This window comes from Streptomyces sp. NPDC030995, from assembly GCF_055571215.1.
Genome location: NZ_JBVIFS010000001.1, coordinates 281,579 through 304,794, shown reverse-complemented (window position 1 = coordinate 304,794; position 23,216 = coordinate 281,579). Strand labels below are relative to the sequence as shown.

The following is a 23,216-nucleotide window of genomic DNA, read 5'->3' as shown; positions in this document are numbered from 1 at the left end:
ACCCAGAAGCGGCACAGATAAAAAGCACGTTTCTGAACTCACGGACAGGCAACCGGAATTGACGGCACTCCGGTCGATTCAGGGACGAAACGTGCCCAACTGCTCCGCCAGCTCGACCGGATCCGTCGTAGGCCGCGCGCAGACGAAATGTCGACAGACGTACGCCGCCGGAAGGTCGTGTACGAGTGTGCGCTCGGCAAGAAGGGGGAACTCACCCCCGCCGTCGTCCGCCGACTGCGGCAGACCGACCGCCACCACCGCCCCGGGAGCCGTGCCCAGCAACGCGGTCCGGTGCAGCAACTCCCGCGCCGGGTCCTCCGGATGGCCGACGACCGCGACCTCGCGCGGCCCGTCGAGGAGCGCCTCGGCGACCGACAGCCCGTGCCCGATGAAACGCGGCGCCCGCGGACCGAGCGCGTGCACCACGCCCAGCGCCCGCTCGGCCGCCGTACGGTGGGCCTGCGACCCCGTGTGCGCGGCGTACGAGAGCAGCGCGCCGGCCGCGGCGGTCCACCCGGACGGGGCGGCCGTGTCCGTCGGATCCTGCGGCCTGCGGATGAGCTTCTCCGCGTCGTGCGCCGTGTCGTACAGCGACCCGTCCTCGGCGGTGAACCGGTCCAGGACCAGGTCGACGAGGAACCCGGCGAACTCCAGCCACACCCCCTCGCCGGTCACGGCCGCCAGCGCGAGGAAGCCGTCGGCGACATCGCCGTAGTCCTCCAACACCCCGGCGTTGGCCCCGACCTGACCGTCCTTGCTGGTCCGCGCCAGCCGGGCCTTCCCGGCCGCCACGTCGAAGTGGACCCGCACCAGCAGGTCGGCGGCCTCGGTGGCCCGCTCGACCAGGTCGGGCCGCTCGAAGTACGCCCCGCACTCGGCGAGGGCCGCGATGGCCAGCCCGTTCCAGGCGGCGACGATCTTGTCGTCCCGCCCGGGCGCGGGCCGCCGGTCCCGCTCCGCGAGCAGCCGCCGCTTGATGCCGGCGATCCGGTCGGCGTCCACCACGGGCCCGTCCTGCGGCAGCTGGAGGACGGATTTGCCGTGCTCGAAGGTGCCCTCCTCGGTCACCCCGAAGTACGCGACGGCCAGGTCCCCGTCCTCCTCCCCCAGCACCTCGCGCAGCTGCGCCGGGGTCCAGGCGTAGTACGCCCCCTCCACGTGCGCGCCGCTGACCGGGTCCTCGCTGTCGGCGTCGAGCGCCGACGCGAAGCCGCCCTGATCGGTCCGCAGCTCGCGGACCATGAAGTCGGCGGTCTCCAGGGCGACCCGGCGCGCGAGGTCCGAGCCCGTGGCCCGCCACAGGTGCGCGTAGACCCGGCTGAGCAGCGCGTTGTCGTAGAGCATCTTCTCGAAGTGCGGCACGACCCACTCGCGGTCCACGGAGTACCGCGCGAACCCGCCGCCGAGCTGGTCGTAGATACCGCCGCGCGCCATGGCCTCGCACGTGTCGGCGGCCATCTGGAGCGCGCCCTCGGACCCGGTGCGCGCATGGTGGCGCAGCAGGAACTCCAGCACCATGGACGGAGGGAACTTCGGCGCACCGCCGAACCCGCCGCGCGCGGCGTCGTACTCCCGCGTCAGTCCGAGCAGCGCCTGCGCGAGCTCCTCGGGCCCGGGGGTGGCGGCCTTCCCGTAGTCCAACTGCCGCCCGGCCAGGTCCCGCACGATCTTCTGCGCGACCTCGGCGACCTCCTCGGGCCGCCCCACCCAGGCGGACCGCACGCCTTCGAGCACCTGCATGAAGGAGGGCATCCCGTGCCGGGGCTCGGGCGGGAAGTAGGTGCCGAAGTAGAACGGCTCGGCCTCGGGCGTGAGGAAGACCGTCATCGGCCAGCCGCCCTGCCCGGTGGCGGCCTGCACGGCCTCCATGTAGACGGCGTCGACGTCGGGGCGCTCCTCGCGGTCCACCTTGATGTTGACGAAGTGCTCGTTGAGGTAGGCGGCGGCCAGCTCGTCCTCGAAGGACTCGTGCGCCATGACGTGGCACCAGTGGCAGCTGCTGTACCCCACGCTCAGCAGTACGGGCACCCCCCGCTCACGCGCCTCCGCGAAGGCCTCCGGGGACCAGGGCCACCAGTCGACGGGGTTGTCGGCGTGCTGGAGGAGGTAGGGGGAGGTCTCGTTCGCGAGGCGGTTCGGCATGGTGCCATCCTGCCGCACGGGATCGGATCAGCGCCGAAGGACGGGGGCCAGGTCGCGGGTCCAGGCGTCGCGGGCCTTGGTCCAGGTGGCGGCGCAGTCCGCGCGGGCCGGGGTGGCCAGGTCAGGGTGCCGGCCGGGTGCGTGGCCGTAGACCGCGCAGCGGTGGGACTCCGCACGGGCCGCGTCCGGGGCGTGTTCGTCCTCGGGATCGGGAGCCGCTTGCGGGTCGGCGGCCGCCGCGAGCTCGTAGGCCCGGGCCGCGGTCAGGAGGGTCTCCTCGCCGTCCGGGTGGCCCCGCAGGAGCATCAGCTGCGCGAAGCGGTCGGCGGCGTCCTCCTCGGCGCGGCCCCGCTCGCCGACGGGCAGGTCCAGCGCGTCGACGAGGGCGTGGCCGGCCTCGTGGTAGAGGGTCTCGGTCACGACGTCGGCGAGCGGCTCGTCCGCCGAGCGGCGGTCCGCCTCCTCGAACAGCTTCCGGTCCTCGGCCAGATCGTCGTAACAGAGCTCGATCCGGCGGGTCTCGGGGTCGTAGCCGCTGCCCTCGCCCGCGCAGGAGCGGGCGACGACCGTGATCCGGTAGGGGACGTCGACGTACGCGTTGAGGTCGGCGACGGCCGTCTCGTCGAGCTGCCGCTGCTTCAGGAAGTCGGCACCGGCCCGGTCGGCGGCTGTCGGCTTCTCGTAGCGCAGTACGAATCCCCGTGCGGGCAGGGCCTGTTCGCAGGAGGCCAGTGCGGGCAGCAGGACGAGCGCGCACAGGACCGCCACCGCCGCGCGGATCTTCCTTACCGTCACCAAGCCCTCCCCTCACACCACTTGGTGAATTTTGACCCGACTATACGAAAGCCTGACCGCTTCCCTCTGATCTAGCTCAGATTCCCTCGCGCTCAGCGGAGTCCCGCAGGACACTTGGGGCTCGTTGCCGGAGCTCTCTGAGGGGGATGCCGATGCGGGACAGCCATCGCGTCGATGCCGAGCGACTGTTGCTGCGGGCCGTGGACGAGGAAGTGCAGCGGGGAGCGGGCGCACCGGGCACGGCGGTGGACAAGGCGGCGCTGCTGGCTCGGGGCCGGGAGGCCCTGGACGCGCTCGCCGCGAGCGCGGCGCCCGAGTACGAGGCGTACGTACGGGCCCTGGACGAGGCCGCGGCCGGGGACCAGTCGCTCGGCGAGGCCTTCCGGCGCGGCAACACCTCGACGGCGGCACTGGTGACGGCGGTCGCGGCGGCCGCCGCCATCGGGACCGACCTCTCGCTCGGCGTCGCGGCCGGCACGGCACTGACCGCGGGAGCCGTCGTGGGCATCGCGGGGGCGGTGGCGACGGTGGCCAAGGCGACCGCCCTGCACCTGCCGGCCGCGAACCGGCGGGCCGGGGAGCTGGGCCGCCCCGGCGGCGCCGAGCAGCTGAAACTCCAGTGGCTGTCGGCGCTGGAGGTACGCGGGATACGGCCCTTCCTGGAGCAGCAGCGCGCGGTGACCGCCGCGGCGCGCGCACCCCGGCCCGCCGTCCGGACCGCCGTCCGGACCGCGCCCCGGCCGACTCCGCAGCTGCGCGGTACGGACCGCAGCGCGGAGGCCCGGCGGCGCAGCGCGCTGGAGCAGTCCTTCGGGCAGCTCCCCGACCCGACGGACCTGTTCGCGGGCCGGCGGGCCGAGCTGACCCGGATCGCGCAGTGGGTGCAGGCGGCCCGGGCCAGCACCGAGACCCGCCCGGTGGTCGTGGTGCTGCACGGCGAGCCCGGGGTGGGCCGTACGGCGCTGGCGCTGCGGGCGGCGCACGCCCTGCGCGACCAGTTCCGGGGCGCGTGCGTGGTGGACCTGCGCGGCGGGTCCCCGCGGGGGGAGGCGCCGCTGGCGACGCGGGAGGCGCTGCTGCACCTCCTGAACCGGCTGGGCGCGCCCCGCGAGCAGTTGCTCTTCCGCGAGGGCGCCTCGGCGGAGCAGCAGGTACGCCGCCTCGCCGAGCTGTACCACCAGCACCTCCAGGGGCTGCCGGTCACGGTGCTCCTCGACGACGCGGTGGACGCGGAGCAGATCCGGCTGCTGGTTCCGGAGCGCTCCGAGAGCCTGGTGCTGGTGACCGCGCGGGAGCCGCTGGAGCTGCCCGCGGACCTGGCGGCGTGGGTGCACCGGCTGCCGGTGGAGCGGCTGGCGGCGGACGAGGCGGCGGAGCTGGTGCGCGCGCCGCAGGCCGCCCCCGAGGCGGGCTCCGCACCCGCCTCCGAAGCCGCCTCCGAGAGCTCCGCCGAGGCCGCCTCCAGGGCCGCGGCCGCCGCGGTGGCCGCCGCGGTGAAGCTCAGTGGCGGGCTCCCCCTCGCCCTGCGGCTGCTGGCCCCCCTGGTCCGCGACGGCCTGGCCCCCGACGGCGGCGCCGGCGCCCACCCGGTGGAGGACGCCCTGCGCGCCGCCGACGCCCGCCTCGCCGAGCCCGCCCGCCGGCTGCTGCGCCGGCTGCCCCTGGCCGGGCGGGCCTCCCTCGGCGCCGCCGCCGCGGCCGCGCTGGCCGACGTACCGGAGCAGGCGGCGCTGCGCACGCTGGAGGAGCTCTGGGAAGCCGGGCTGATCGAGCGGGTGCGCGGCCAGCGGTTCCGGATGCACGACGCGGTACGCGCGTACGCGGCGGCGCGGCTCGCGGCGGACGAGGACCGGGCCGAGGCCACGGCGGCGCACGAGCGGCTGATCCGCAACTACGCGCACCTCGCCGACTCGGTGATCCGGATGGTCGACGGGAAGATGTCGACACGCGCGGATCAGTTCGGGGGCCACGGCTTCACCTCGCTGGACGCGGCGCTGCGCTGGCTGGACGACGAGTCGAGCTTCATCACGGCGGCCCTGCGGCATTCGGACGGCGTGGACCAGCAGGCGGTGCTCGACCTGCTCGGCGCGCTCTGCGACTTCTGCCTGCTGCGCGGGGACCTGTACCGGCTCGGCGAGATCGACGAGCTCACGCAGGCGGTGGCGGCCGGCCGCGCCGGGGACGCCGCGGGCCAGCAGGGCCGGCTGGTCAGGTCGGTGCAGTGGCGCACCGGCATCGCGGCGCGCCAGCTCGGCGAGCTGGACAAGGCCCGCACCACCCTGACCTCGGTGGTGGACCAGTACATGGAGGCCCACCAGGAGGCGGGGGCGGCGATGGCCCTGGTCTCCCTCGGCATCACCCTGCACCACCAGGGCAACCTCCCGGAGGCCGCGGCCCGCATCCGCGAGGCGCTGGTCCTCCAGGAGCCGCCGGAGCTGGCGGGAGACCGGGCCTGGGGCCTGCACGCGCTGGCCGCGGTGGAGCGGGACCTGGCGCACCTGGCGGAGGCGACGCGGCTGCTGGAGACCTCCCTGGCCCTGCACCGGGAGAGCGAGAGCGTGCACGGGGAGGCCTGGGCGCACTTCCAGCTGGGCCAGGTGCACCTGCGGCTCGGCGACGTGGCGCGGGCCGAGGAGGAGCTGCGGCTCGCCCTGGACCTGTACGGGCGTACCCGGGACGACCGCGGCGAGGCCTGGGCGCTGACCCAGCTGGGCCGGGCCCGGTTGGTCGACGGGGATCCCGGACCGGCGGTGGAGCGGCTGCGGGAGGCGCTGGCCCGCCACCGGGAGGCGGAGGACGCGCGCGGCGAGGCGTGGACGCTGTACTACCTCGGGCAGGCGCTGGAGGAGGACGGCGAGCGCGACCGGGCGGTACGGGAGCTGGAGCGGGCCCGGACCATGTTCTCGCGGATGCGGGACGTGTACGGGCTGGCGCACGCCCGCCACCACTCGGGCCGCGTGACGCGCGACCAGCGGGCGGCCCAGACGGGCAACCTGAAGAACTCCGGCTTCGCCCGCCAGCTGCTGGTGGACGCGCGGGCGGACTTCCGGCGGATCGGGCTGGCCCACGGCGAGGCGTGGACCTGCCTGGAACTGGCGGTCATCGACGCGGGCAACGGCCGCCTCTCGCAGGCGCTCGGCCTGTGCGAGGAGGCGGTCCGGCTGTTCATCTCGTACGGGGACCGGCGCGGGGAGGACTGGGCCCGCTTCCTGCGGTGCACGATGCTGCCGTACGCCGTCCCATCCGCCCCCGAGGAGGCGCGGGCGGAGCTGGCCCGGCTGGCGCAGGCGCCGCATCCGGCGCGCGACGGGCGGCTGGAGGACTGCCTGGAGACCTACGGGGTGATCCTGGGCCGCGGCGTCGACCCGGCGGAGGGCTGGCAGGCGTGGCGGCTCGGCCTGGTCCCGGGTCTGCACGCGCGGGAGATCATGGGCGTCCCGGCGGCGCCCCCGTCGGCGTGACCCGGGCGCTCGCCCGGTCACTCGCCTTCCGACTCCGTTCACGCACGCGGGAAGCCGCCGCCCCACCGGTTCCGCCGGCCGGGGCGGCGCTCACGCGAGGTGTCCCGCAGGCCCTGCGGTTACGGGGCCCGGGTGCCTTCGGCGGCCGGGGCCGGGGCCGCGGCGCCCGGCTCCGGAGCCTCCTGGAAGTTCACCTTGCCCATGTGGCGGCTCATCGACTTCATCAGTCCCCACACCGCGAGGGCGAGGGCCGCGAACACGATGAAGCCCAGGATGCCGGGCGTCACCTTGTTCTTGTCGAAGGTGTCACCCGCCAGCGGAAGGAGCTGGGTCAGTGCTGCCTGCGTAGCGCTCATAGCTACGCATTCTCCCGGATGCCCGCGAAGAGGTCGGACTCGGGGAGGGAAGTGTCGACGAGCGACTTCGCCAGCTCGTACTCCTCCGTCGGCCAGACATCCTTCTGGATGTCCATCGGCACGCGGAACCAGCCGCCGTCCGGGTCGATCTGCGTGGCGTGCGCGATGAGCGCCTTGTCACGGATCTCGAAGAAGTCCGCGCAGGGCACGTGGGTGGTCAGGTTCCGCTCCGTGCGCTCGAACTCCTTCCACCGCTCCAGCCACTCCCCGTACGGGGACTCCATGCCGCGCGCGAGCAGCGCCTCGTGCAGGGCGATGGTGCGCGGCTTGTTGAAGCCCTGGTTGTAGTAGAGCTTCTGCGGCTGGTACGCCGGGCCGAACTCGGCCTCCGGGTACTTCTCGGTGTCGGCCGCGCCCTCGAAGGCCACCATGGAGATCTTGTGGGTCATGATGTGGTCGGGGTGCGGGTAGCCGCCGTTCTCGTCGTACGTGGTGACGACCTGCGGCTTGAAGGCGCGGATCTTCTTCACCAGCTCACCGGCGGCCTCGTCGACGTCGGCGAGCGCGAAGCACCCCTCGGGCAGCGGCGGCAGCGGGTCACCCTCGGGCAGGCCGGAGTCGACGTAGCCGAGCCATTCCTGCTCGATGCCGAGGATCTGGCGCGCCTCGTCCATCTCCCTGGCGCGGACCTCGTGGATGTTCTCCTCGATGTACTTGTCGCCCTGGAGCTTGGGGTTCAGAACGGAGCCGCGCTCGCCACCGGTGCAGGTGACGACCAGCACGGGAACCCCCTCGGACACGTACTTGGCCATGGTGGCGGCGCCCTTGCTCGACTCATCGTCGGGGTGGGCGTGGACGGCCATCAGTCGAAGCTGCTCGGTCAAAACAGGATCCTCTGCGATTCGGCGCGACGGTCGGCTTCTATATTGACTCCTCCCTCAGCAATCGAGTGACGCGGGGGATTCCTGGCTCACGCTGCCCGTCGGACCGGCGGCCCGTCGGGTCTTCCACGATCAGCACCAGCCGGGGCAAGACCAGCCCGGACGTGGGGGCACCTCCCAGCGGTAGCTGGGGGACATGACGTGTGCGGAGTTCTTGTCTCTCGGGGAGACGGCTCCGCACGCGGTGCACGTGTACGTACGTTCCGACAGCGGAAGTGCGTGCTTGGCTCTCGCTCCGCACCGTCCGCAGTCCATGGTCGTGTGCGCCGGGTCCACGAGGTGCAGGACCCGGCCGTGCTTGCGCGCCATGTTGATCAGCTCGCGCTTGGTGGCCGAGACCGCCGCGTCCGCCGCCTTGCGAGCCATGGTCGACTTCGCCAGGAACTTCGGACGGAAGTCCTCCACCGCAAGATGATCGAAGTCCGTCACGACACGTTTGGCCCACTTGCGGGCAGTGTCCTGCCGCTGCCGGGCGATCTTCTTGTGCACTTTCGCGACCTGCCGCTTCGCCTTGCGGTAGCCCTTCGACGCGGTCTGCCCGCGCTTCGGCTTACGACGGGCCATCATCCGCTGATACCCGGCCAGCTTCCCGGCTGCCTTGGAGCGCCCGACGCCGACACGAACGAGTGAACGATCACCGCACCTATGCCCTCAATGCTGGTCCGATTCCTCCCGCGCCCGAGGGCCATGGCATGCTCCAGTTACGAGGCGGCCGGACCGGGAACGGAAGGGGCTGCCCCCGGCAGAGAGGAACGATCATGGGCGCGGTGCGCGAGGGACTGCCCGAGGGCCGGTACGGCCGGTCGGCGGACGAGCGTGCGGACCGGAAGCTCAAGATCGTCGGGTCGGCGCTGGGCGTCGTGCTGCTGGGTGTGGTCGGCTGGATCGGCTGGGACTACGTCGCGGGGCAGGCCGTCAGCGCCGAGGTGATCAAGTTCCAGGTGGTTTCGGACACAGAGGTGAAGGTGCACCTGGAGGTCCGCAAGGACTCCTCGGTCACCGGGGTCTGCACCCTGAGCTCCCAGGACAAGGAGCACGGCGAGGTGGGCCGTGCGGACTACACCTTCGCCCAGCCGGCGGCCCGGGTCGACGAGATGGTGTCGTTGAAGACCACCAGCCGGGCCACGATGATCGAGCTGGTCGGCTGCCAGCCGGCGGCCTCCGGCCACTGAGCTCGGGGGCGCGGCCCGGCGCCCCTGGAGTGCATTGGTCCTCCCCCTTTTCTTCCCGAATTGTTAGGCTCGTGGTTTCGTCCGCCGCTGGCGGCTTTGTAGTCCCCTGTACCGACGAGGAGCACCCGTGACCCAGACGAGCGAAAGCGTCACCTGGCTGACCCAGGCGGCGTACGACCAGCTGAAGGCGGAGCTGGACTACCTCTCTGGTCCTGCCCGTACGGAGATCGCCACGAAGATCGCAGCCGCCCGCGAGGAGGGCGACCTGCGCGAGAACGGCGGGTACCACGCGGCCAAGGAGGAGCAGGGCAAGCAGGAGCTCCGCGTCCGGCAGCTCACGCAGCTGCTGGAGAACGCCAAGGTCGGGACCGCGCCCGCGTCCGACGGCGTGGTGGCCCCCGGCACCCTCGTCAAGATCGCCTTCGACGGCGACGAGGACGACACCATGGAGTTCCTGCTGGCCTCCCGTGAGTACGCGTCCTCGGACTTCGAGACGTACTCCCCGCAGTCCCCGCTGGGCAGTGGCGTGCTGGGCAAGTCGATCGGCGAGGACGCCGAGTACGAGCTGCCGAACGGCAAGAAGGCCTCGGTCAAGATCCTGGACGTCAAGCCCTTCACCGGCTGATCACCCGCCCCGTTCAGTCTGCTTTTCACGCGCGATGCCCGGCCGGATCCTCCCGGCCGGGCATCGTGCGTACGGGGCCTGCGGCGTACGGGGCCTACGCGGTCGCCGAGCGGTACTTGCGGACCGCGAGGGTCCGGAAGACCACGATGATCAGCAGCGACCAGAGGAGGGACGCCAGCACCGGGTGCTGCATCGGCCAGGCTTCCGGGACCGGATAGCCCGGCGGCAGGTTGCCGAAGAGCTCCCGCGCCGCCTGGACGGTGGCGCTGAAGGGGTTCCACTCCGCGATGTGCCGCAGGAAGTCCGGCATGTTCTCGGAGGGGACGAAGGCGTTCGAGATGAACGTCAACGGGAAGAGCCAGATCAGCCCGCCCGAGGTGGCGGCTTCCGGAGTGCGCACCGACAGGCCGATCAGCGCGCCGATCCACGAGAAGGCGTAGCCGAGCAGGAGCAGCAGGCCGAAGCCGGCGAGCACCTTGCCGATGTTCTCGTGGGTGCGCCAGCCGACGATCAGCGCGACGACGGCCAGTACGACCACGGTGAGCGCGGTCTGGACGAGGTCGGCGAGCGTGCGGCCGGTGAGGACCGCGCCGCGCGCCATGGGCAGCGAGCGGAAGCGGTCGATCAGGCCCTTGTGCATGTCGTCCGCGATGCCCGCGCCGGCGCCGGCGGTGGCGAAGGTGACGGTCTGGGCGAAGATGCCGGCCATCAGGAATTCCCGGTAGGCGGCCGGCGAGGTGCTGCCGCCGACGCTGATCGAGCCGCCGAAGACGTAGCTGAAGAGCACGACGAACATGACCGGCTGGATGACGCCGAAGATGATCATCTCGGGTATCCGGGACATCCGGATCAGGTTCCGCTTGGCCATGACCAGGGAGTCGTTGACGCCCTGGACGAGGCCGCCGCGCGGGCGCGGTGCCGCCAGTTCCTGAATCGGGGAGCTGCCCGGGGTCGGGGAGGTGAGGGTCACTTCGCCGTCTCCTTTCGCGCCGCCTTGCGGCCCTTGGAACCGGGACCGGCCCCGTCGTCGCCGTTCTCGTCCGCGGTCAGTTCGGCCGCGTGGCCGGTGAGGGAGATGAACACGTCGTCGAGAGTGGGGCGGCGCAGGCCGATGTCGTCGATCTCGATGCCCCGGCCGTCCAGTTCGCGGATGACCTCGGCGAGCAGTTTGGCTCCTCCCGACACCGGCACGGTCAGCTTGCGGGTGTGCTCCTCGACCGTGGTCTCGCCCTTGCCGAAGCCGGCGAGCACCTCGCGTGCGGTGGCCATGTGGTCCCGCTCGTGGACGACGACCTCCACGCGCTCGCCGCCCGTGCGGGCCTTGAGCTGGTCGGAGGTGCCGCGGGCGATGACCTTGCCGTGGTCGACCACGCAGATGTCGTGCGCGAGGTGGTCGGCCTCCTCCAGGTACTGGGTGGTGAGCAGCAGGGTGGTGCCGCCGGCGACCAGTTCCTGGATGATCCCCCACAGCTGCTGGCGGTTGCGGGGGTCGAGTCCGGTGGTGGGCTCGTCCATGAACATCACGGGCGGGCTGACGACGAGGGCGGCCGCGAGGTCGAGGCGCCTGCGCATGCCGCCGGAGTACGTCTTGGCGGTGCGGTCGGCGGCGTCGCCGAGGTTGAAGCGTTCGAGCAGTTCGTCGGCCCGGGCTTTGGCGGCCTTGGCCTTCATCTGGTAGAGCTGGCCGACCATTTGGAGGTTCTCACGGCCGGTCAGGTACTCGTCGACGGCGGCGAACTGGCCGGACAGGCCGATGGCGCGCCGGACCTCGTTGGGGTGCTTGAGTACGTCGATGCCGGCGACGACGGCCTTGCCGCTGTCGGGGCGCAGGAGGGTGGTCAGGACGCGCACGGTCGTGGTCTTGCCCGCACCGTTGGGGCCGAGCAGACCCAGGACGGTGCCTTCGGGGACGTCGAGGTCCACGCCGTCCAGTGCCCGTACATCGCCGAAGGTCTTGACCAGACCTTCGGCGTAGATAGCGCCTGGCATATGGATTCTCCCAGGGAGTGAATCGGACCAGTTGAATCGGGGCATTTGTACGCAAAGCCTATGGGCGCCGGGCATGCCTCGCTCGGCCGATCGGGGGACGGCCCCGTCTCCCCCTCGCCCGGGGCGCAGGCTATCGCGTCATATCGCGAATCGCCACGGATTCGCCACGGATGCGGGCGGAGCCCTAGCCCATGACCTTGTAACCCGCGCTGTGCAGCGACCGCGCGACCTCCGCGCAGTGCTCCGGACCCTTCGTCTCCAAGTGCAGCTCCACCTCCACCTCCGTGAGCCCCAGCCGCGGGTCCGTCCGCACGTGGCTCACGTCCAACACGTTCGCATCGACCACTGACAACACCGCCAGGAGCCCGGCCAGGGCCCCCGGCCGGTCGGCCACGCGCAGCCGCAGCGACAGGTACCGGCCCGCCGCCGCCATGCCGTGGCGCAGGATCCGCTGGAGCAGCAGCGGGTCGACGTTCCCGCCGGACAGGACGGCCACCACCGGCCCGCCCCCGTACAGTTCGGGCTCGCTCAGCAGCGCGGCGACCGGGCTGCAGCCCGCCGGTTCGACCACCAGCTTGGCCCGCTCCAGACACAGCAGCAGGGCGCTGGAGAGCGCGTCCTCGGAGACCGTACGCACGTCGTCGAGCAGCTCGCCAATGATTTTGAAGGGGATGTCGCCGGGGCGCCCGACCTTGATGCCGTCGGCCATCGTGTTCGGGTTGTCGATGGACACCGGGTGCCCGACCTTCAGCGAGGGCGGGTACGCGGCCGCGCCGGCCGCCTGCACCCCGATGATCCGCACGTCCGGCCGCAGCGCCTTCACCGCGACCGCGACACCGGCCGCGAGACCCCCGCCGCCGATGCCGACGAGGATGGTGCGCACCTCGGGGCACTGCTCCAGGATCTCCAGGCCCACCGTGCCCTGGCCCGCGATGATGTCGCGGTGGTCGAAGGGGTGGATGAACACCGCCCCGGTGCGGTCGGCGTAGTCCTGGGCGGCTGCGAGGGTCTCGTCGACGACCTGGCCGTGCATGCGCACCTCGGCGCCGTACTCCTGGGTCGCCGCCACCTTCGGCAGGGGCGCCCCGACCGGCATGAACACGGTGGAGCGGACCCCGAGCAGGGAGGAGGCCAGGGCCACGCCTTGCGCGTGGTTGCCCGCGCTGGCCGCCACGACACCGGCGGCCCGCTGCTCGGGGCGCAGGCCCGCGATGCGTACGTAGGCGCCGCGCAGTTTGAAGGAGCCGGTGCGCTGGAGGTTCTCGCACTTGAGGTGGACCGGGGAACCGGTGAGCGAGGAGAGGTGCCGGCTGCCCTCCATCGCGGTGACCCGGGAGACGCCGGAGAGCATCTTCTGAGCCCCCCGGATGTCGTCGAGGATGACCTGCGGGACGGGCTCGGGCACGCGGTAGTTCATGCCGCCAGTCTCGCAGCCGGTCCGCCACCCAGCCTCGCCGGCCAAACCCAGCCTCGCCGGCGTTTGAGGCGCAGGTCCGGGCGGAGCCCGGTGCCCGGCGCAGCCGGGTTCCTGGGGCGCCGCCCCAGACCCCGCGCCTCAAGCGCCGGCGAGGCTTAGGGGGCTGGCCGGCGAGGCCAGGCGGCAGGGCGAAATCCGGCCATCCCGGACGGGTGCTCCGCTTCGCCCCTCACCGGCCGTATCAGTTGTCAAACCGGGCGTACGAGCCGCCGCACGGCCGCGTACTCTGTCCCCCATCCTTGTCGGACCCACGCGAAGAGAGCTCACGGCCATGCCTTCCACCCCGGCCAGTTCCGATCTGCCCGCGGCGCCCGACGCGCCCGCCGGAGCCGGTCTCCTCGACGCGCTCCAGCACCAGGTCGCCGTCTTCGCCCGCCGTGCCGAGCAGACCCGCCTGGGCGGTGTCGGCCAGGTCCGCAACTCGATGGACCGCGCCGCCTACCTGCTGCTGAACCGGCTCGACCTGGAGGGCCCGATGGGCGTGAAGGCGCTCGCCGGCGGCATGGGGATCGACTCCTCCACGGTGACCCGGCAGGTCGCGCCGCTGGTCGACAGCGGTCTGGTCAAGCGGACCTCGCACCCCGAGGACGGGCGGGCCGTGGTGCTCGCGCTGTCCCCGCGGGGGCTGGCGCGGCTGGAGGAGGTCCGCTCCTCGCGGCGCGAGCTGATGGCCCGCGTGACGGAGGGCTGGAGCGAGGACGAGCGCGAGTCCTTCACCGGGCTGCTGACGCGCTTCAATCTCTCGCTGTCGGAGCTGATGGCGGCCGTGTCCGAGGCCGGTCCCGCCTCCTGAGCGGAGTCCGTCCGTCCTCTTGACCTGGACGGTCCTGCTGCCCGCACTATGTGGACTATGCGGGTGGTCGATCAACGCGCGGGCTCCTACGCGGAGTTCGAGGCCTTCGTCGCGGGTGCGGCCGGGCGGCTCCTGCATGTCGCGGTCCTGCTGACCGGTGAGCCGGAGGCGGCCCGCCGGCTGCTGGCGGGCGCGCTGGCCCGTACGTACGCCGGCTGGCAGCGGCTGCGCGGGGACGATCCGTACGACTTCACCCGCCAGGAGCTGTGCGCCGCCTTCGCCCGGACCGGCTGGCGCCACCACGGAGGCACCGGCCTGCTGGCGCGGCTGAGCCCGCCGGAGCGGATCGTCCTGGTCCTGCGGCTCTACGAAGGGGTCGCGGAGGAGGTCACGGCGGCGCAGCTGGGGCTGCCGGTCGAGCGGGTACGGGTGCTGTGCAACCGGGCCGTGGCCGCGCTCAGGTCCCGGGAGGCGGCGTGAGCGGGCTCCCGGACCGGAAGGAAGCCCAGGTCAGAGAGCTCATGGACGGCCCGTACCCGGCGGTGCCGGCGGACCTCGCGGCGGCCGCGGCGGCCCGCGGCGCCCGCCTCCTGCGGCGCCGCCGGGCGCTGCGCAGGTTCGGCTGGGCGGTGCTCTTCGCCATCGCGGTGGCCTTCACGGTCTGGGCCTCCCTGACCCGCCCGTGGGCTGCGCCGCCGAGCGGCATCTCCCCGCCACTGGAGGGCTGGTAGCGGGCCCTCCGCCCCGCCGCCCCAAACCGGCCCGCCGGACCATCTCAGCCTCGCCGGCACAATCCGGCTTCGCCCGCACAGTCCAGCCTCGCCGGCGTTTGAGGCGCGGGGTCTGGGGCGGAGCCCCAGGAATCCCGGCTTCGCCGGGCACCGGGCTCTGCCCGGACCCGCGCCTCAATCGCCGGCGAGGCTTGAACCGCTAGCCCAGCGCCTGGGTCAGGTCCGCCAGGAGGTCATCGGCGTTCTCGATGCCCACCGACAGGCGGACCAGGTCCGCCGGGACCTCCAGCGCCGAGCCGGCCACCGACGCGTGCGTCATGCGGCCCGGGTGCTCGATCAGGGACTCGACGCCGCCCAGGGACTCCCCGAGCGTGAACAGCTTGGCGCGATTGCAGACCTCGACCGCCGCCTCCTCGCCGCCGACGACCTGGAAGGAGACCATGCCGCCGAAGTTGCGCATCTGCTTCGCGGCGACCTCGTGGCCCGGGTGCTCCGGCAGGCCCGGGTAGAGGACCTTGTGCACCTTGGGGTGGCGGGTCAGCAGGTCGACGACCTTGGCCGCGTTCTCCGCGTGCCGGTCCATGCGTACGGCCAGGGTCTTGATGCCCCGCAGCACGATCCACGAGTCGAAGGGACCCGCGACCGCGCCCATCGCGTTCTGGTGGTAGGCCAGTTCCTCGCCCAGCGCCGCGTCCGCGGTGACCAGCGCGCCGCCGACCACGTCGGAGTGCCCGCCCATGTACTTGGTCAGCGAGTGCACGACCACGTCCGCGCCCAGCGCCAGGGGCTGCTGGAGGTACGGCGAGGCGAAGGTGTTGTCCACGACCAGCTTGGCGCCGGCCGTGCGCGCGATGTCGGCGACGACGGCGATGTCGGTGATGCCGAGCAGCGGGTTGGAGGGGGTCTCGACCCAGATGACCTTCGTCTTCGGGGTGAGGGCGGCCCGCACGGACTCGGCGTCGGAGGTGTCGGCCACCGACCACTCCACGCCCCACCGGGAGACGACCTTCGCGAAGAGGCGGAAGGTGCCGCCGTAGGCGTCGTTCGGGATGACCACGTGGTCGCCCGGGGCGAGCAGCGTACGCAGCAGGCAGTCCTCGGCGGCGAGGCCGGAGGCGAAGGCGAGGCCGCGCCGGCCGCCCTCCAGCGCCGCGAGGTTCTCCTCCAGCGCGGTGCGCGTCGGATTGGCGCTGCGGCTGTACTCGTAGCCGCCGCGGAGTCCTCCGACACCGTCCTGCTTGTACGTGGAGACCTGGTAGATCGGGGGCACGACCGCGCCGGTCAGCGGGTCCGCCGTATTGCCCGCGTGGATCGCGCGGGTCTCGAAGCTCTGGTGCTCGTGGCTGTCGTCGCTCATGGTCAGATGCTATGCCCCGCCTGGGGTGTGCCCCCCTATTGGCCCGGGGCCCCCTCGGTCTGGTTCGCTGGAGGCATGGAGATTCTGTGGGTCCTGTTCGCGATGCTCATGATCGTGTTCGTCGCGCTTCCGTACATTCGGCGCAAGCGCGGCGGAATCCGCCTGGTCGCGCCCGGCAGCCCTGACGCGGCCGACCCGGCGAACTACGGATTCGATCTGCAGGAGGATCTCGACATCCGGATCCCCGGACCCGACCAGGACCTGATGGACGCCCTGGACAACGTGCAGCGCACCGGCCAGTGGCAGGCGGCTTCGCAGCTGCTCGCCGGGACCCCGCGGGAGGGCGAGCGGCGCTGGCAGCGCGTGCAGGCCTTCGGCGGGGCGGCGGCGCTGGAGCTCGTGGCGCGGCCCGGTGTGGGCGCGCAGTGGCTGAGGTCGTGGCGGATGGAGGCGGAGAAGGACGCGGGCGGCGCGCAGGTGCACGCGGAGCTGCTGGTGCAGCAGGCGTGGCGGCACTCGGGCGGGGTCGGCTCCGACGACCACCGGATCATCCTGGAGGAGGCCCGGGAGGCGTGCCGCAAGGCCGCGCTGCTGGCGCCGGGGGACCCGGTCCCGTACATCACGGAACTGGCGGTCGCCCGCGGGCTGGCCTACTCGGAGGCGGAGTTCTTCGACCTGTGGGCGAAGATCATCGACCGGGCTCCGGAACACATGGGCGCGCACCTGGCGGCGCTGCACTACTGGTGCGAGAAGTGGCACGGCTCGCGGGACAAGGCCGACGGCTTCTCGCACGCGGCCGCGGCGCGCGCCCCGCAGGGCTCGCTGCTGGCGGCGCTGCCGCTGTTCGCGCTGTACGAGAACCTGCCGGAGGTGGTCCTGGTGGGGAGCTTCTACGAGAGCGCGGCCGTGACGCGGGCGGTGGAGGGCGCGCTGTACGCGGTGCACACGGCGCGGCAGGACGACCCGATGCTGGCGCACGTACGGCACCTGCTGCTGCTGTTCCTGGTGAACATGGAGCGCTGGGCGGAGGCGATGGAGCAAGTGCGGCACGTGGACGGGTACGTGGGCGCGCTGCCGTGGTCCGCGTCGGAGGACCCGGCGGCGCAGTACGCGGTGTACCGGGCGCTGGCGGTGGCGGGGTACGAGGCGAACGGCGGGTCGCCGGCGACGCTCCCTCACTGACGGCCAGCTGGGGCGGGGGCAGGGGCCCCGGTTCCCGCCCCTCGCAGAGTGTGAGCATCTCGTCGATGAACACACCCCGCCTGTAATTGGTAACAAGAACCAAGTGAGCACGCAGGTTTTGGACACCATGGGGCCCGCTTCTGACATCGGGATTCGCGGCCCACCAAAGCGACATGAACCGCTGCTAGCGTCGGCGCCGTGAGCGAAAAGGCAGTGGTGAAGCGGCAGTTTGGGCAGCGCGCCCGGCTCGCGCTGCCTCCTGCCAGCTCGCGCAAGGTTGACGAGCAAGCGCACGCGGCCCGAACAATGTGGAATCTCCTCCACGCGTGGTGGCAGATGATGCCGAAGGACAAGCGGACCCTTGCGAACGCCGATGCCGCGATCCGGCAGGCCCGCAAGGACATCGACTTCCTCGCCGTCCTCCCCGCCCAAGCCGCACAGACTGTCCTGAAGACCTACTTCCAGGCGTGGAAGAACTGCTGGGATGGCCGCGCGGGCGCCCCGGACTTCAAGGGCCGCTTGCGATCGGTGATGTCCGTCGATGTCCCGCAGGGCCGGGACCTGAACATCGTCCGCGTCCACCGCCGCTGGGGCATGGCCAACATTCCCAAGATCGGCCGCGTCCGGTTCCGCTGGACCAAAGACCTGCCCGTCGGCAAGCGCGCCGACCAGGAGAACCGGATCACCGGGGCGAGGCTGGTCAAGGACGCGCTCGGCTGGCACATTGCCTTCCGCGTCCAGCGCCTTGCCCCCAAGCCTGAACCCCACCAGGGCCCGGAAGTCGGCATCGACGTCGGCGTCACCATCCCCCTCGCCCTCTCAGACGGGGAGACGTTCGAGCACGGCGCATGGCTGACCACCCACGAGCAGGACAGGCTCCTGCGCCTGGAGCAACGCTCCGCCGCACTACGGCAGCACCGCAAACGCGGAGAGGTAACCTCGCGCCGTTTGCGGCACGTATACGACCAGATCGCCAGGCTACGCGCGAAAGCCAAGCGCAGACGCCACGACTGGCAGCACAAAACCACCACCACCATCGCCCGCAACTACGGCACGGTCGTGGTGGAAGGACTACAGATCACGAACATGGTCAAGTCCGCCAGAGGCACGGTGGAGGCGCCGGGGAAGAACGTCGCCCAGAAGTCCGGTCTGAACCGGTCCATCCACGCCGAAGCGTGGGGCCACACGGTCGAACTCTTGACGTACAAGCTCGCCCAGCGCGGCGGCACCCTGGTCAATGTCCCCGCCCCCGGCACCTCCCAACGCTGCTCAGCCTGTGGTCTCACCACACCGGGCAGCCGGGAGAGCCAGGCCGTGTTCGTGTGCAAGAACCCGGACTGCGGCTGGTCGGGCAACGCCGACCACAACGCAGCCCGGAACGTCTTGCAGCTGTACCGGATGGGCCTCGCGCTCATCCCGGCTGCCGGGAGGGCAGTCGTCAGGCGCGCACGCCGCGTCCAGCCCGCCACCGCAAGGTAGGCAGGAATCTCCCGATTCATCGGGAGAGCACTCCAAATGAGCTCGTACGCCACCCTCGGCGTCGGCCTGCTGCCCCGCCCCTGCCAGCTCCTCGGCGGCCTTCGCCAACTCCTCGACGCCCGCTCGGCCGATCTGGACGAGCTGCGCCAGGAGGTGTCCACCGAGCCCGGTGACCTGCTGCCGCTGATCGCGTACTTCGAGCAGGAGAACTACGAGGACAACCTGGCGGCCGAGACGTACTTCAAGGAGCCGGAGATCGTCGCCGCGGTGGACGCGGCGCTCCTGGACCTGGCGGCGGCGGGGGACAAGCACCCTGGGACGGCCCGCGTCCGGCACATGCTGGCGTACCTGCTGTTCTGGCAGGACCGCGACGAGCAGGCGGTCGAGCAGTTCCGCCACATCGACGGGTACATCGGCGCCCTGCCGTGGTCCTACGCGGGCTCGCCGAAGCGCCGGTACCTAAACGCCCGCGACTGGGCCGTGTGCGTGGCCACGCCGGGCCTCTGACACGTGCGGCGGCGGGGGCGGGGCCGGGGAATCTTCGTCGGCCCCGCCCCGTTGTCACTGCCACAAGGAGGCGATCCATGTTCTCGTACCGACGTACACCCGAGCTCCCCACTCGCGAAGAGGCCCTGACGGGCCGCGCGGAGCCGCTCTTCGCCCTGCCCGAGAAGCACACCGTGCTCGGCAACCCGCTCGCGGGCCCGTACCCCGCCCACCTCGAAGTGGCCGACTTCGGCCTGGGCTGTTTCTGGGGCGCGGAGCGCAAGTTCTGGCAGACCCCGGGGGTGTGGACCACCCTGGCCGGCTACCAGGGCGGCTTCACCGAGAACCCGACCTACGAGGAGGTCTGCTCGGGCCTCACCGGCCACACCGAGGTCGTCCGCGTGGTCTTCGACCCCGCGCTGGTCTCGTACGCGACCCTCCTCAAGCTCTTCTGGGAGTCCCACGACCCCACCCAGGGCTTCCGCCAGGGCAACGACGTCGGCACCCAGTACCGCTCCGCGGTCTACACCCACTCCCCCGCCCACCAGGCGACGGCGGAGGCCTCCCGCACGGCCTACCAGCAGGTCCTGACCTCCTCGGGCCACGGCCAGATCACCACGGCCGTCCTCCCGGCGGCGGAGCGCCCCTTCTGGCCGGCGGAGGCCCACCACCAGCAGTACCTGGACAAGAACCCGGGCGGCTACTGCGGCATCGGCGGCACGGGCGTCTCCTGCCCGATCGGCGTGGCCCCGGCGGAGTGACGCAGCGGCCGGCCCCGGCTTCCGCGGGGGCCGGCCGGCCCGGCTCATCCTTTCGGGCGGGGGCCTGGCTGTTCCACTGGGTACGCCGGCGCCGGGGCCCAGAATCTCGCCCATGGGAGCAACTGTGACCACGTCCGCCGCCGGGAGCCAACCGCTCCTCGCGCAGCAGCTCCGGCATGGGGAGGACGTGGCCGCGACGGGTGACGCCGCCCAGGCGCGCAAAGCCGCTTCCGAGATCGGCGGAATCCTCGACGCGGCTCACGCCGCCCTTGTCACGCCCCAGCGGTGATCGCCGACTGGCGCTGGGAGTACGACCCGGATCGCGCTTTAGGTACGGGCCGTCAGATCGTCGACGCGTCGATCACGAAGCGGTAGCGGACGTCGCTCGCCAGTACCCGCTCGTACGCCTCGTTGATCTGCTCGGCGCCGATCAGCTCGATCTCCGAGCCCAGCCCGTGCTCGGCGCAGAAGTCCAGCATCTCCTGGGTCTCGGCGATCCCGCCGATCATCGACCCGGCGAGGGTCTTGCGGCCGCCGATGACGGAGAAGAGGTTGAGCGCGACCGGCTCCTCCGGGGCGCCGACGTTCACCAGCGCGCCGTCGACCTTCAGCAGGCCCAGGTACGCGTCCAGGCCGAGCGGCGCGGAGACCGTGGACAGGATCAGGTCGAAGCTGCCGGCCAGTTCCTCGAAGGTGGCCTCGTCGGCGGTGGCGTGGAAGTGGGAGGCGCCCAGTCGCAGGCCGTCCTCCTTCTTGCGCAGGGTCTGGGACAGGACGGTCACTTCCGCGCCCAGGGCCGCCGCGATCTTCACGCCCATGTGGCCGAGCCCGCCGAGGCCGACGATCGCGACCTTCTTGCCGGGGCCCGCCTGCCAGTGCTTCAGCGGGGAGTACAGGGTGATGCCGGCGCACAGCAGCGGGGCGGCGACGTCGAGGGCGAGCCCGTCGGGGATGCGCACGGTGTAGTTCTCGTCGACGACGAGGTGGCTGGAGTAGCCGCCGTACGTGGGCTCGCCGTTCCTGTCGCGGGCGTTGTACGTGCCGGTCATCCCCTGGACGCAGAACTGCTCCTGGCCGCGCAGGCAGTACGCGCACTCGCGGCAGGAGTCGACGAAGCAGCCGACGCCCACCCGGTCACCGACCGCGAACTTCGTGACGCCCGGCCCGACTTCGGTGACGACGCCGGCGATCTCGTGGCCGGGGACCATGGGGTAGATGCCCTCGCCCCAGCCGTCGCGCACCTGGTGGATGTCGGAGTGGCAGATGCCGGCGTACTTGATGTCGATGAGCACGTCGTGCTCGCCGACGGGGCGGCGCGGAACGGTGGTGCGCTCCAGCGGGGCCTTGGGGGCGGGGGCTGCGTAAGCGGCGACCTGGGTGGGCTGGGTTACGGGCATGGGGGTGCTCCTCAAGCGGTGACGTCTGCGGTGGTCCCCACGTTGCCGGTCCGCCGGGCATCCACCCATCCCCCTGTCCTGCCTAGGACTGGCGAACGTACCCCTGGCGGGGTCAGGCTCACGCCCGCACCGGGGCGCGCCGCCCGGCGATACTGACTGCATGGACCAGCTTGATCAGCGCGCATGCCTCGGCGAGTTCCTCCGCTCCCGCCGCGCACGGCTGCGCCCCGAGGACGTGGGCCTGCCCGACTACGGGCGCCGTCGGCGCGTGCCCGGGCTGCGCCGCGAGGAACTGGCGCAGCTCGCGGGGGTGTCGGTCGCGTACTACACGCGGCTGGAGCAGGGCGGCGGGCACAACGTGTCGGCGGAGGTGCTGGACGCGATCGCGCGGGCGCTGCGGCTGGACGGGTCCGAGCGGGCGCACCTGACGGATCTGGCACGGCCGAAGGCGCGCAGGCGCCGCCAGGGCCAGCGCCCCCAGCAGGTGCGGCCGGAGCTGCGCACGCTGCTGGACGCGATGGACGGCGTACCGGCCTACCTCGTGGGGCACCGGCAGGACGTCATCGGCTGGAACCGGCTGGCGGCCGCGGTCTTCGGGGACTTCGGGGCGCTGCCGGCGGCGGAACGGAACCTGGTGCGGCTGGTGTTCCTGGACCCGGCGACGGCGGAGCTGTACCGGGACTGGGAGTGCCGGGCCTGCGAGGTGGTGAGCAACCTGCGGATGTACGCGGGTCAGCACCCGGACGACGAGCAGTTGTCGGCGCTGGTCGGGGAGCTGTCGGTGAAGAACGAGGAGTTCCGGCGGCTGTGGGCGGCGCACACGGTGGCGGACAAGACGCACGGCGTGAAGCGGCTGCGGCACCCGCTCGTGGGTGAGATGCACCTGTCCTTCGAGACGCTGACGCTCCCGGACGACCCGGCGCAGTCCCTGGTCACCTTCCACGCCGAGCCGGGCTCCCCGTCGGCGGACGCCCTGCGGATGCTGGCCTCCTGGTCGGCGCCCACTGCCTCCGCCCCCGCCGACGCGGCGGCCGCCGACGAAGCGGCCTCGCCTACAGCTTGAGCTGGAAGATGCCCGCCCCGCGCTCCCGCCGGTAGCCCAGGGACTCGTTCACCGCCCGCATCGGGGTGTTCTCGTCCGCCACCGTCGTGGTGATCCGCCGCAGCGCCGGATACCGCCCGGCCGCCTCCCCCGCCATGTGCAGCTTCACGGCGCGGCCGAGGCCGTGGCCGCGGTGGGCGGGGACGACCACCGTGTCGTACTGGAGGGCCCTCGGGCCGGCGGGGTCCGGGAGGACGAGTTCCGTGTACGCGGCCACCTCGCCCTCGGGGGTCACCGCCGCGACCGTGATCATCTCCCCGCCGCGGTCGAGGACCAGCTGCTGCAGGGCGTGCAGCCGCTTCGCCGTCCAGGTCTGGATCCGCTCGTCCATGTCCCCGGTCGGCGCGTCCTCCATCGCGCCGTGGGCCACGGCGGCAGCCGGCGCCCAGGCGTCGGGCACCAGGCCGTGCCAGGTGAGGAGCTCGTATCCGGGTGTGGCCGGGACCTGCGCGGGCCCGTCGGCGGCGGCCGGGAGCGCCTGCTCGTACCAGGCCATCGGCAGGACGTTCTCGAACCCCAGCGACTGCGCGAACGCCTGCCCCGGACCGTCCAGGTCCACGAGGGCCGCGACCGAGGTCCGGCCCTGCGCGGTCAGCTCCTCGCGGACCCGCTCCCACAGGGCAGTGCCCACGCCCCGCCGCCGCGCCTGCGGACGTACGGTCAGCACGTCCAGGAACGCGGTGTGCGTGTTGCCCTCCTCCGTGAACAGGAGCAGGGCCGCGACGCCCGCGCCCTCGCCCGCGCCCTCGCCCTGGTCCGCGCCCTCGTCCGCCGCCCAGAGCACGGGCCGGCCGCGCGCCGGCGCCACGCACAGCCGACCGGCGACCTCCACCCGGGACGGAGCGGGCAGCTGCGGCAGATCGGTGGCCGCGGTGGCGGTCAGGACCGCCAGCCAGGCGTCCACCTCGGCGGTGGACGGGGGCAGGGTGAGTGATCGGATCATCATGTCCGGACCATAAACCGGCCCCGG

Annotated in this window: 23 protein-coding genes; 12 read left to right on the top strand and 11 right to left on the bottom strand. The window is 72.3% G+C overall.

The window, feature by feature from the left end:
• Nucleotides 1-78: 78 nt before the first annotated feature.
• Entirely contained in the window at nucleotides 79-2,142 is a 2,064-nt protein-coding gene (locus ACZ45T_RS01455) for a thioredoxin domain-containing protein (RefSeq protein ID WP_468436218.1), read from the bottom strand.
• 27 nt (nucleotides 2,143-2,169) lie between these two features.
• Nucleotides 2,170-2,937 carry a DUF4344 domain-containing metallopeptidase gene (locus ACZ45T_RS01450; protein ID WP_468436216.1) on the bottom strand — a complete coding sequence of 256 codons (768 nt, stop codon included), beginning with the start codon at nucleotides 2,935-2,937 and terminating at the stop codon, nucleotides 2,170-2,172.
• 152 nt (nucleotides 2,938-3,089) lie between these two features.
• On the opposite strand from ACZ45T_RS01450, the gene ACZ45T_RS01445 reads away from it, so the two are divergent.
• Entirely contained in the window at nucleotides 3,090-6,398 is a 3,309-nt protein-coding gene (locus tag ACZ45T_RS01445) for a tetratricopeptide repeat protein (protein ID WP_468436214.1), read from the top strand.
• 119 nt (nucleotides 6,399-6,517) lie between these two features.
• Here the strand turns inward: ACZ45T_RS01445 and ACZ45T_RS01440 are convergent, their stop codons facing one another.
• From ACZ45T_RS01440 to ACZ45T_RS01430, 3 genes are all read right to left on the bottom strand, one after another.
• Nucleotides 6,518-6,754 (bottom strand): hypothetical protein, encoded by a 237-nt coding sequence (locus tag ACZ45T_RS01440; RefSeq protein ID WP_468436212.1) that lies wholly within the window; start codon nucleotides 6,752-6,754, stop codon nucleotides 6,518-6,520.
• A 2-nt stretch (nucleotides 6,755-6,756) separates the two neighbouring features.
• Nucleotides 6,757-7,638 (bottom strand): mycothiol conjugate amidase Mca, encoded by an 882-nt coding sequence (gene mca, locus ACZ45T_RS01435; RefSeq protein WP_468436210.1) that lies wholly within the window; start codon nucleotides 7,636-7,638, stop codon nucleotides 6,757-6,759.
• 129 nt (nucleotides 7,639-7,767) lie between these two features.
• Nucleotides 7,768-8,259 (bottom strand): RNA-guided endonuclease InsQ/TnpB family protein, encoded by a 492-nt coding sequence (locus ACZ45T_RS01430; protein WP_468436208.1) that lies wholly within the window; start codon nucleotides 8,257-8,259, stop codon nucleotides 7,768-7,770.
• A gap of 194 nt (nucleotides 8,260-8,453) precedes the next feature.
• Between ACZ45T_RS01430 and ACZ45T_RS01425 the strand changes: the two genes are divergently transcribed.
• Both ACZ45T_RS01425 and greA read left to right on the top strand, forming a co-directional pair.
• Nucleotides 8,454-8,867: a DUF4307 domain-containing protein gene (locus tag ACZ45T_RS01425; protein ID WP_468436206.1), complete on the top strand. Its 414-nt coding sequence runs from the start codon at nucleotides 8,454-8,456 to the stop codon at nucleotides 8,865-8,867.
• A gap of 127 nt (nucleotides 8,868-8,994) precedes the next feature.
• The gene (gene greA, locus ACZ45T_RS01420) at nucleotides 8,995-9,492 is read left to right on the top strand and encodes a transcription elongation factor GreA (RefSeq protein WP_314254598.1); all 498 of its coding nucleotides are present in this window, start codon (nucleotides 8,995-8,997) and stop codon (nucleotides 9,490-9,492) included.
• 94 nt (nucleotides 9,493-9,586) lie between these two features.
• Here the strand turns inward: greA and ACZ45T_RS01415 are convergent, their stop codons facing one another.
• The 3 genes from ACZ45T_RS01415 to ilvA all read right to left on the bottom strand — a co-directional run bounded on the left by ACZ45T_RS01415 (nucleotide 9,587) and on the right by ilvA (nucleotide 12,898).
• Nucleotides 9,587-10,462, bottom strand: a complete 876-nt coding sequence (locus ACZ45T_RS01415) for an ABC transporter permease (protein ID WP_468436203.1) — start codon at nucleotides 10,460-10,462, stop codon at nucleotides 9,587-9,589.
• A complete protein-coding gene (locus ACZ45T_RS01410; RefSeq protein ID WP_468436201.1) occupies nucleotides 10,459-11,481 on the bottom strand; it encodes an ATP-binding cassette domain-containing protein in 1,023 nt (340 codons plus the stop codon). Before ACZ45T_RS01410 ends, ACZ45T_RS01415 begins: the two co-directional genes overlap by 4 nt.
• A gap of 184 nt (nucleotides 11,482-11,665) precedes the next feature.
• Nucleotides 11,666-12,898 carry a threonine ammonia-lyase gene (gene ilvA, locus ACZ45T_RS01405; protein WP_468436199.1) on the bottom strand — a complete coding sequence of 411 codons (1,233 nt, stop codon included), beginning with the start codon at nucleotides 12,896-12,898 and terminating at the stop codon, nucleotides 11,666-11,668.
• Nucleotides 12,899-13,229: 331 nt separating this feature from the next.
• Here ilvA and ACZ45T_RS01400 point away from each other — a divergent pair, with 331 nt between their 5' ends.
• The 3 genes from ACZ45T_RS01400 to ACZ45T_RS01390 all read left to right on the top strand — a co-directional run bounded on the left by ACZ45T_RS01400 (nucleotide 13,230) and on the right by ACZ45T_RS01390 (nucleotide 14,482).
• Nucleotides 13,230-13,751 carry a MarR family winged helix-turn-helix transcriptional regulator gene (locus ACZ45T_RS01400; RefSeq protein ID WP_468436197.1) on the top strand — a complete coding sequence of 174 codons (522 nt, stop codon included), beginning with the start codon at nucleotides 13,230-13,232 and terminating at the stop codon, nucleotides 13,749-13,751.
• Nucleotides 13,752-13,814: 63 nt separating this feature from the next.
• Nucleotides 13,815-14,231 carry a sigma factor-like helix-turn-helix DNA-binding protein gene (locus ACZ45T_RS01395; protein WP_468436195.1) on the top strand — a complete coding sequence of 139 codons (417 nt, stop codon included), beginning with the start codon at nucleotides 13,815-13,817 and terminating at the stop codon, nucleotides 14,229-14,231.
• Nucleotides 14,228-14,482 (top strand): hypothetical protein, encoded by a 255-nt coding sequence (locus tag ACZ45T_RS01390; protein ID WP_468436193.1) that lies wholly within the window; start codon nucleotides 14,228-14,230, stop codon nucleotides 14,480-14,482. The genes ACZ45T_RS01395 and ACZ45T_RS01390 overlap by 4 nt, the downstream gene beginning before the upstream one ends.
• A gap of 199 nt (nucleotides 14,483-14,681) precedes the next feature.
• Here ACZ45T_RS01390 and ACZ45T_RS01385 read toward each other — a convergent pair whose 3' ends face one another.
• Nucleotides 14,682-15,839: a cystathionine gamma-synthase gene (locus ACZ45T_RS01385; RefSeq protein ID WP_468436191.1), complete on the bottom strand. Its 1,158-nt coding sequence runs from the start codon at nucleotides 15,837-15,839 to the stop codon at nucleotides 14,682-14,684.
• Between the two features lie 75 nt (nucleotides 15,840-15,914).
• Here ACZ45T_RS01385 and ACZ45T_RS01380 point away from each other — a divergent pair, with 75 nt between their 5' ends.
• From ACZ45T_RS01380 to ACZ45T_RS01360, 5 genes are all read left to right on the top strand, one after another.
• Nucleotides 15,915-17,021 carry a hypothetical protein gene (locus ACZ45T_RS01380; RefSeq protein ID WP_468436189.1) on the top strand — a complete coding sequence of 369 codons (1,107 nt, stop codon included), beginning with the start codon at nucleotides 15,915-15,917 and terminating at the stop codon, nucleotides 17,019-17,021.
• 198 nt (nucleotides 17,022-17,219) lie between these two features.
• Nucleotides 17,220-18,500 carry an RNA-guided endonuclease InsQ/TnpB family protein gene (locus tag ACZ45T_RS01375; RefSeq protein ID WP_468436187.1) on the top strand — a complete coding sequence of 427 codons (1,281 nt, stop codon included), beginning with the start codon at nucleotides 17,220-17,222 and terminating at the stop codon, nucleotides 18,498-18,500.
• 36 nt (nucleotides 18,501-18,536) lie between these two features.
• Nucleotides 18,537-19,007: a hypothetical protein gene (locus ACZ45T_RS01370; protein ID WP_468436185.1), complete on the top strand. Its 471-nt coding sequence runs from the start codon at nucleotides 18,537-18,539 to the stop codon at nucleotides 19,005-19,007.
• Nucleotides 19,008-19,084: 77 nt separating this feature from the next.
• On the top strand, nucleotides 19,085-19,747 hold the full coding sequence (gene msrA / locus ACZ45T_RS01365) for a peptide-methionine (S)-S-oxide reductase MsrA (RefSeq protein ID WP_468436183.1): 663 nt from the start codon (nucleotides 19,085-19,087) through the stop codon (nucleotides 19,745-19,747).
• Nucleotides 19,748-19,859: 112 nt separating this feature from the next.
• Entirely contained in the window at nucleotides 19,860-20,036 is a 177-nt protein-coding gene (locus ACZ45T_RS01360) for a hypothetical protein (RefSeq protein WP_468436181.1), read from the top strand.
• Between the two features lie 52 nt (nucleotides 20,037-20,088).
• Here ACZ45T_RS01360 and ACZ45T_RS01355 read toward each other — a convergent pair whose 3' ends face one another.
• Nucleotides 20,089-21,144 carry an NAD(P)-dependent alcohol dehydrogenase gene (locus tag ACZ45T_RS01355; RefSeq protein ID WP_468436179.1) on the bottom strand — a complete coding sequence of 352 codons (1,056 nt, stop codon included), beginning with the start codon at nucleotides 21,142-21,144 and terminating at the stop codon, nucleotides 20,089-20,091.
• Nucleotides 21,145-21,304: 160 nt separating this feature from the next.
• On the opposite strand from ACZ45T_RS01355, the gene ACZ45T_RS01350 reads away from it, so the two are divergent.
• A complete protein-coding gene (locus tag ACZ45T_RS01350; protein ID WP_468436177.1) occupies nucleotides 21,305-22,207 on the top strand; it encodes a helix-turn-helix transcriptional regulator in 903 nt (300 codons plus the stop codon).
• Here ACZ45T_RS01350 and ACZ45T_RS01345 read toward each other — a convergent pair.
• Complete coding sequence (locus ACZ45T_RS01345) at nucleotides 22,197-23,192, bottom strand: GNAT family N-acetyltransferase (protein WP_468436175.1); 996 nt, start codon at nucleotides 23,190-23,192, stop codon at nucleotides 22,197-22,199. The genes ACZ45T_RS01350 and ACZ45T_RS01345 overlap by 11 nt on opposite strands.
• Between the last annotated feature and the right edge of the window lie 24 nt (nucleotides 23,193-23,216).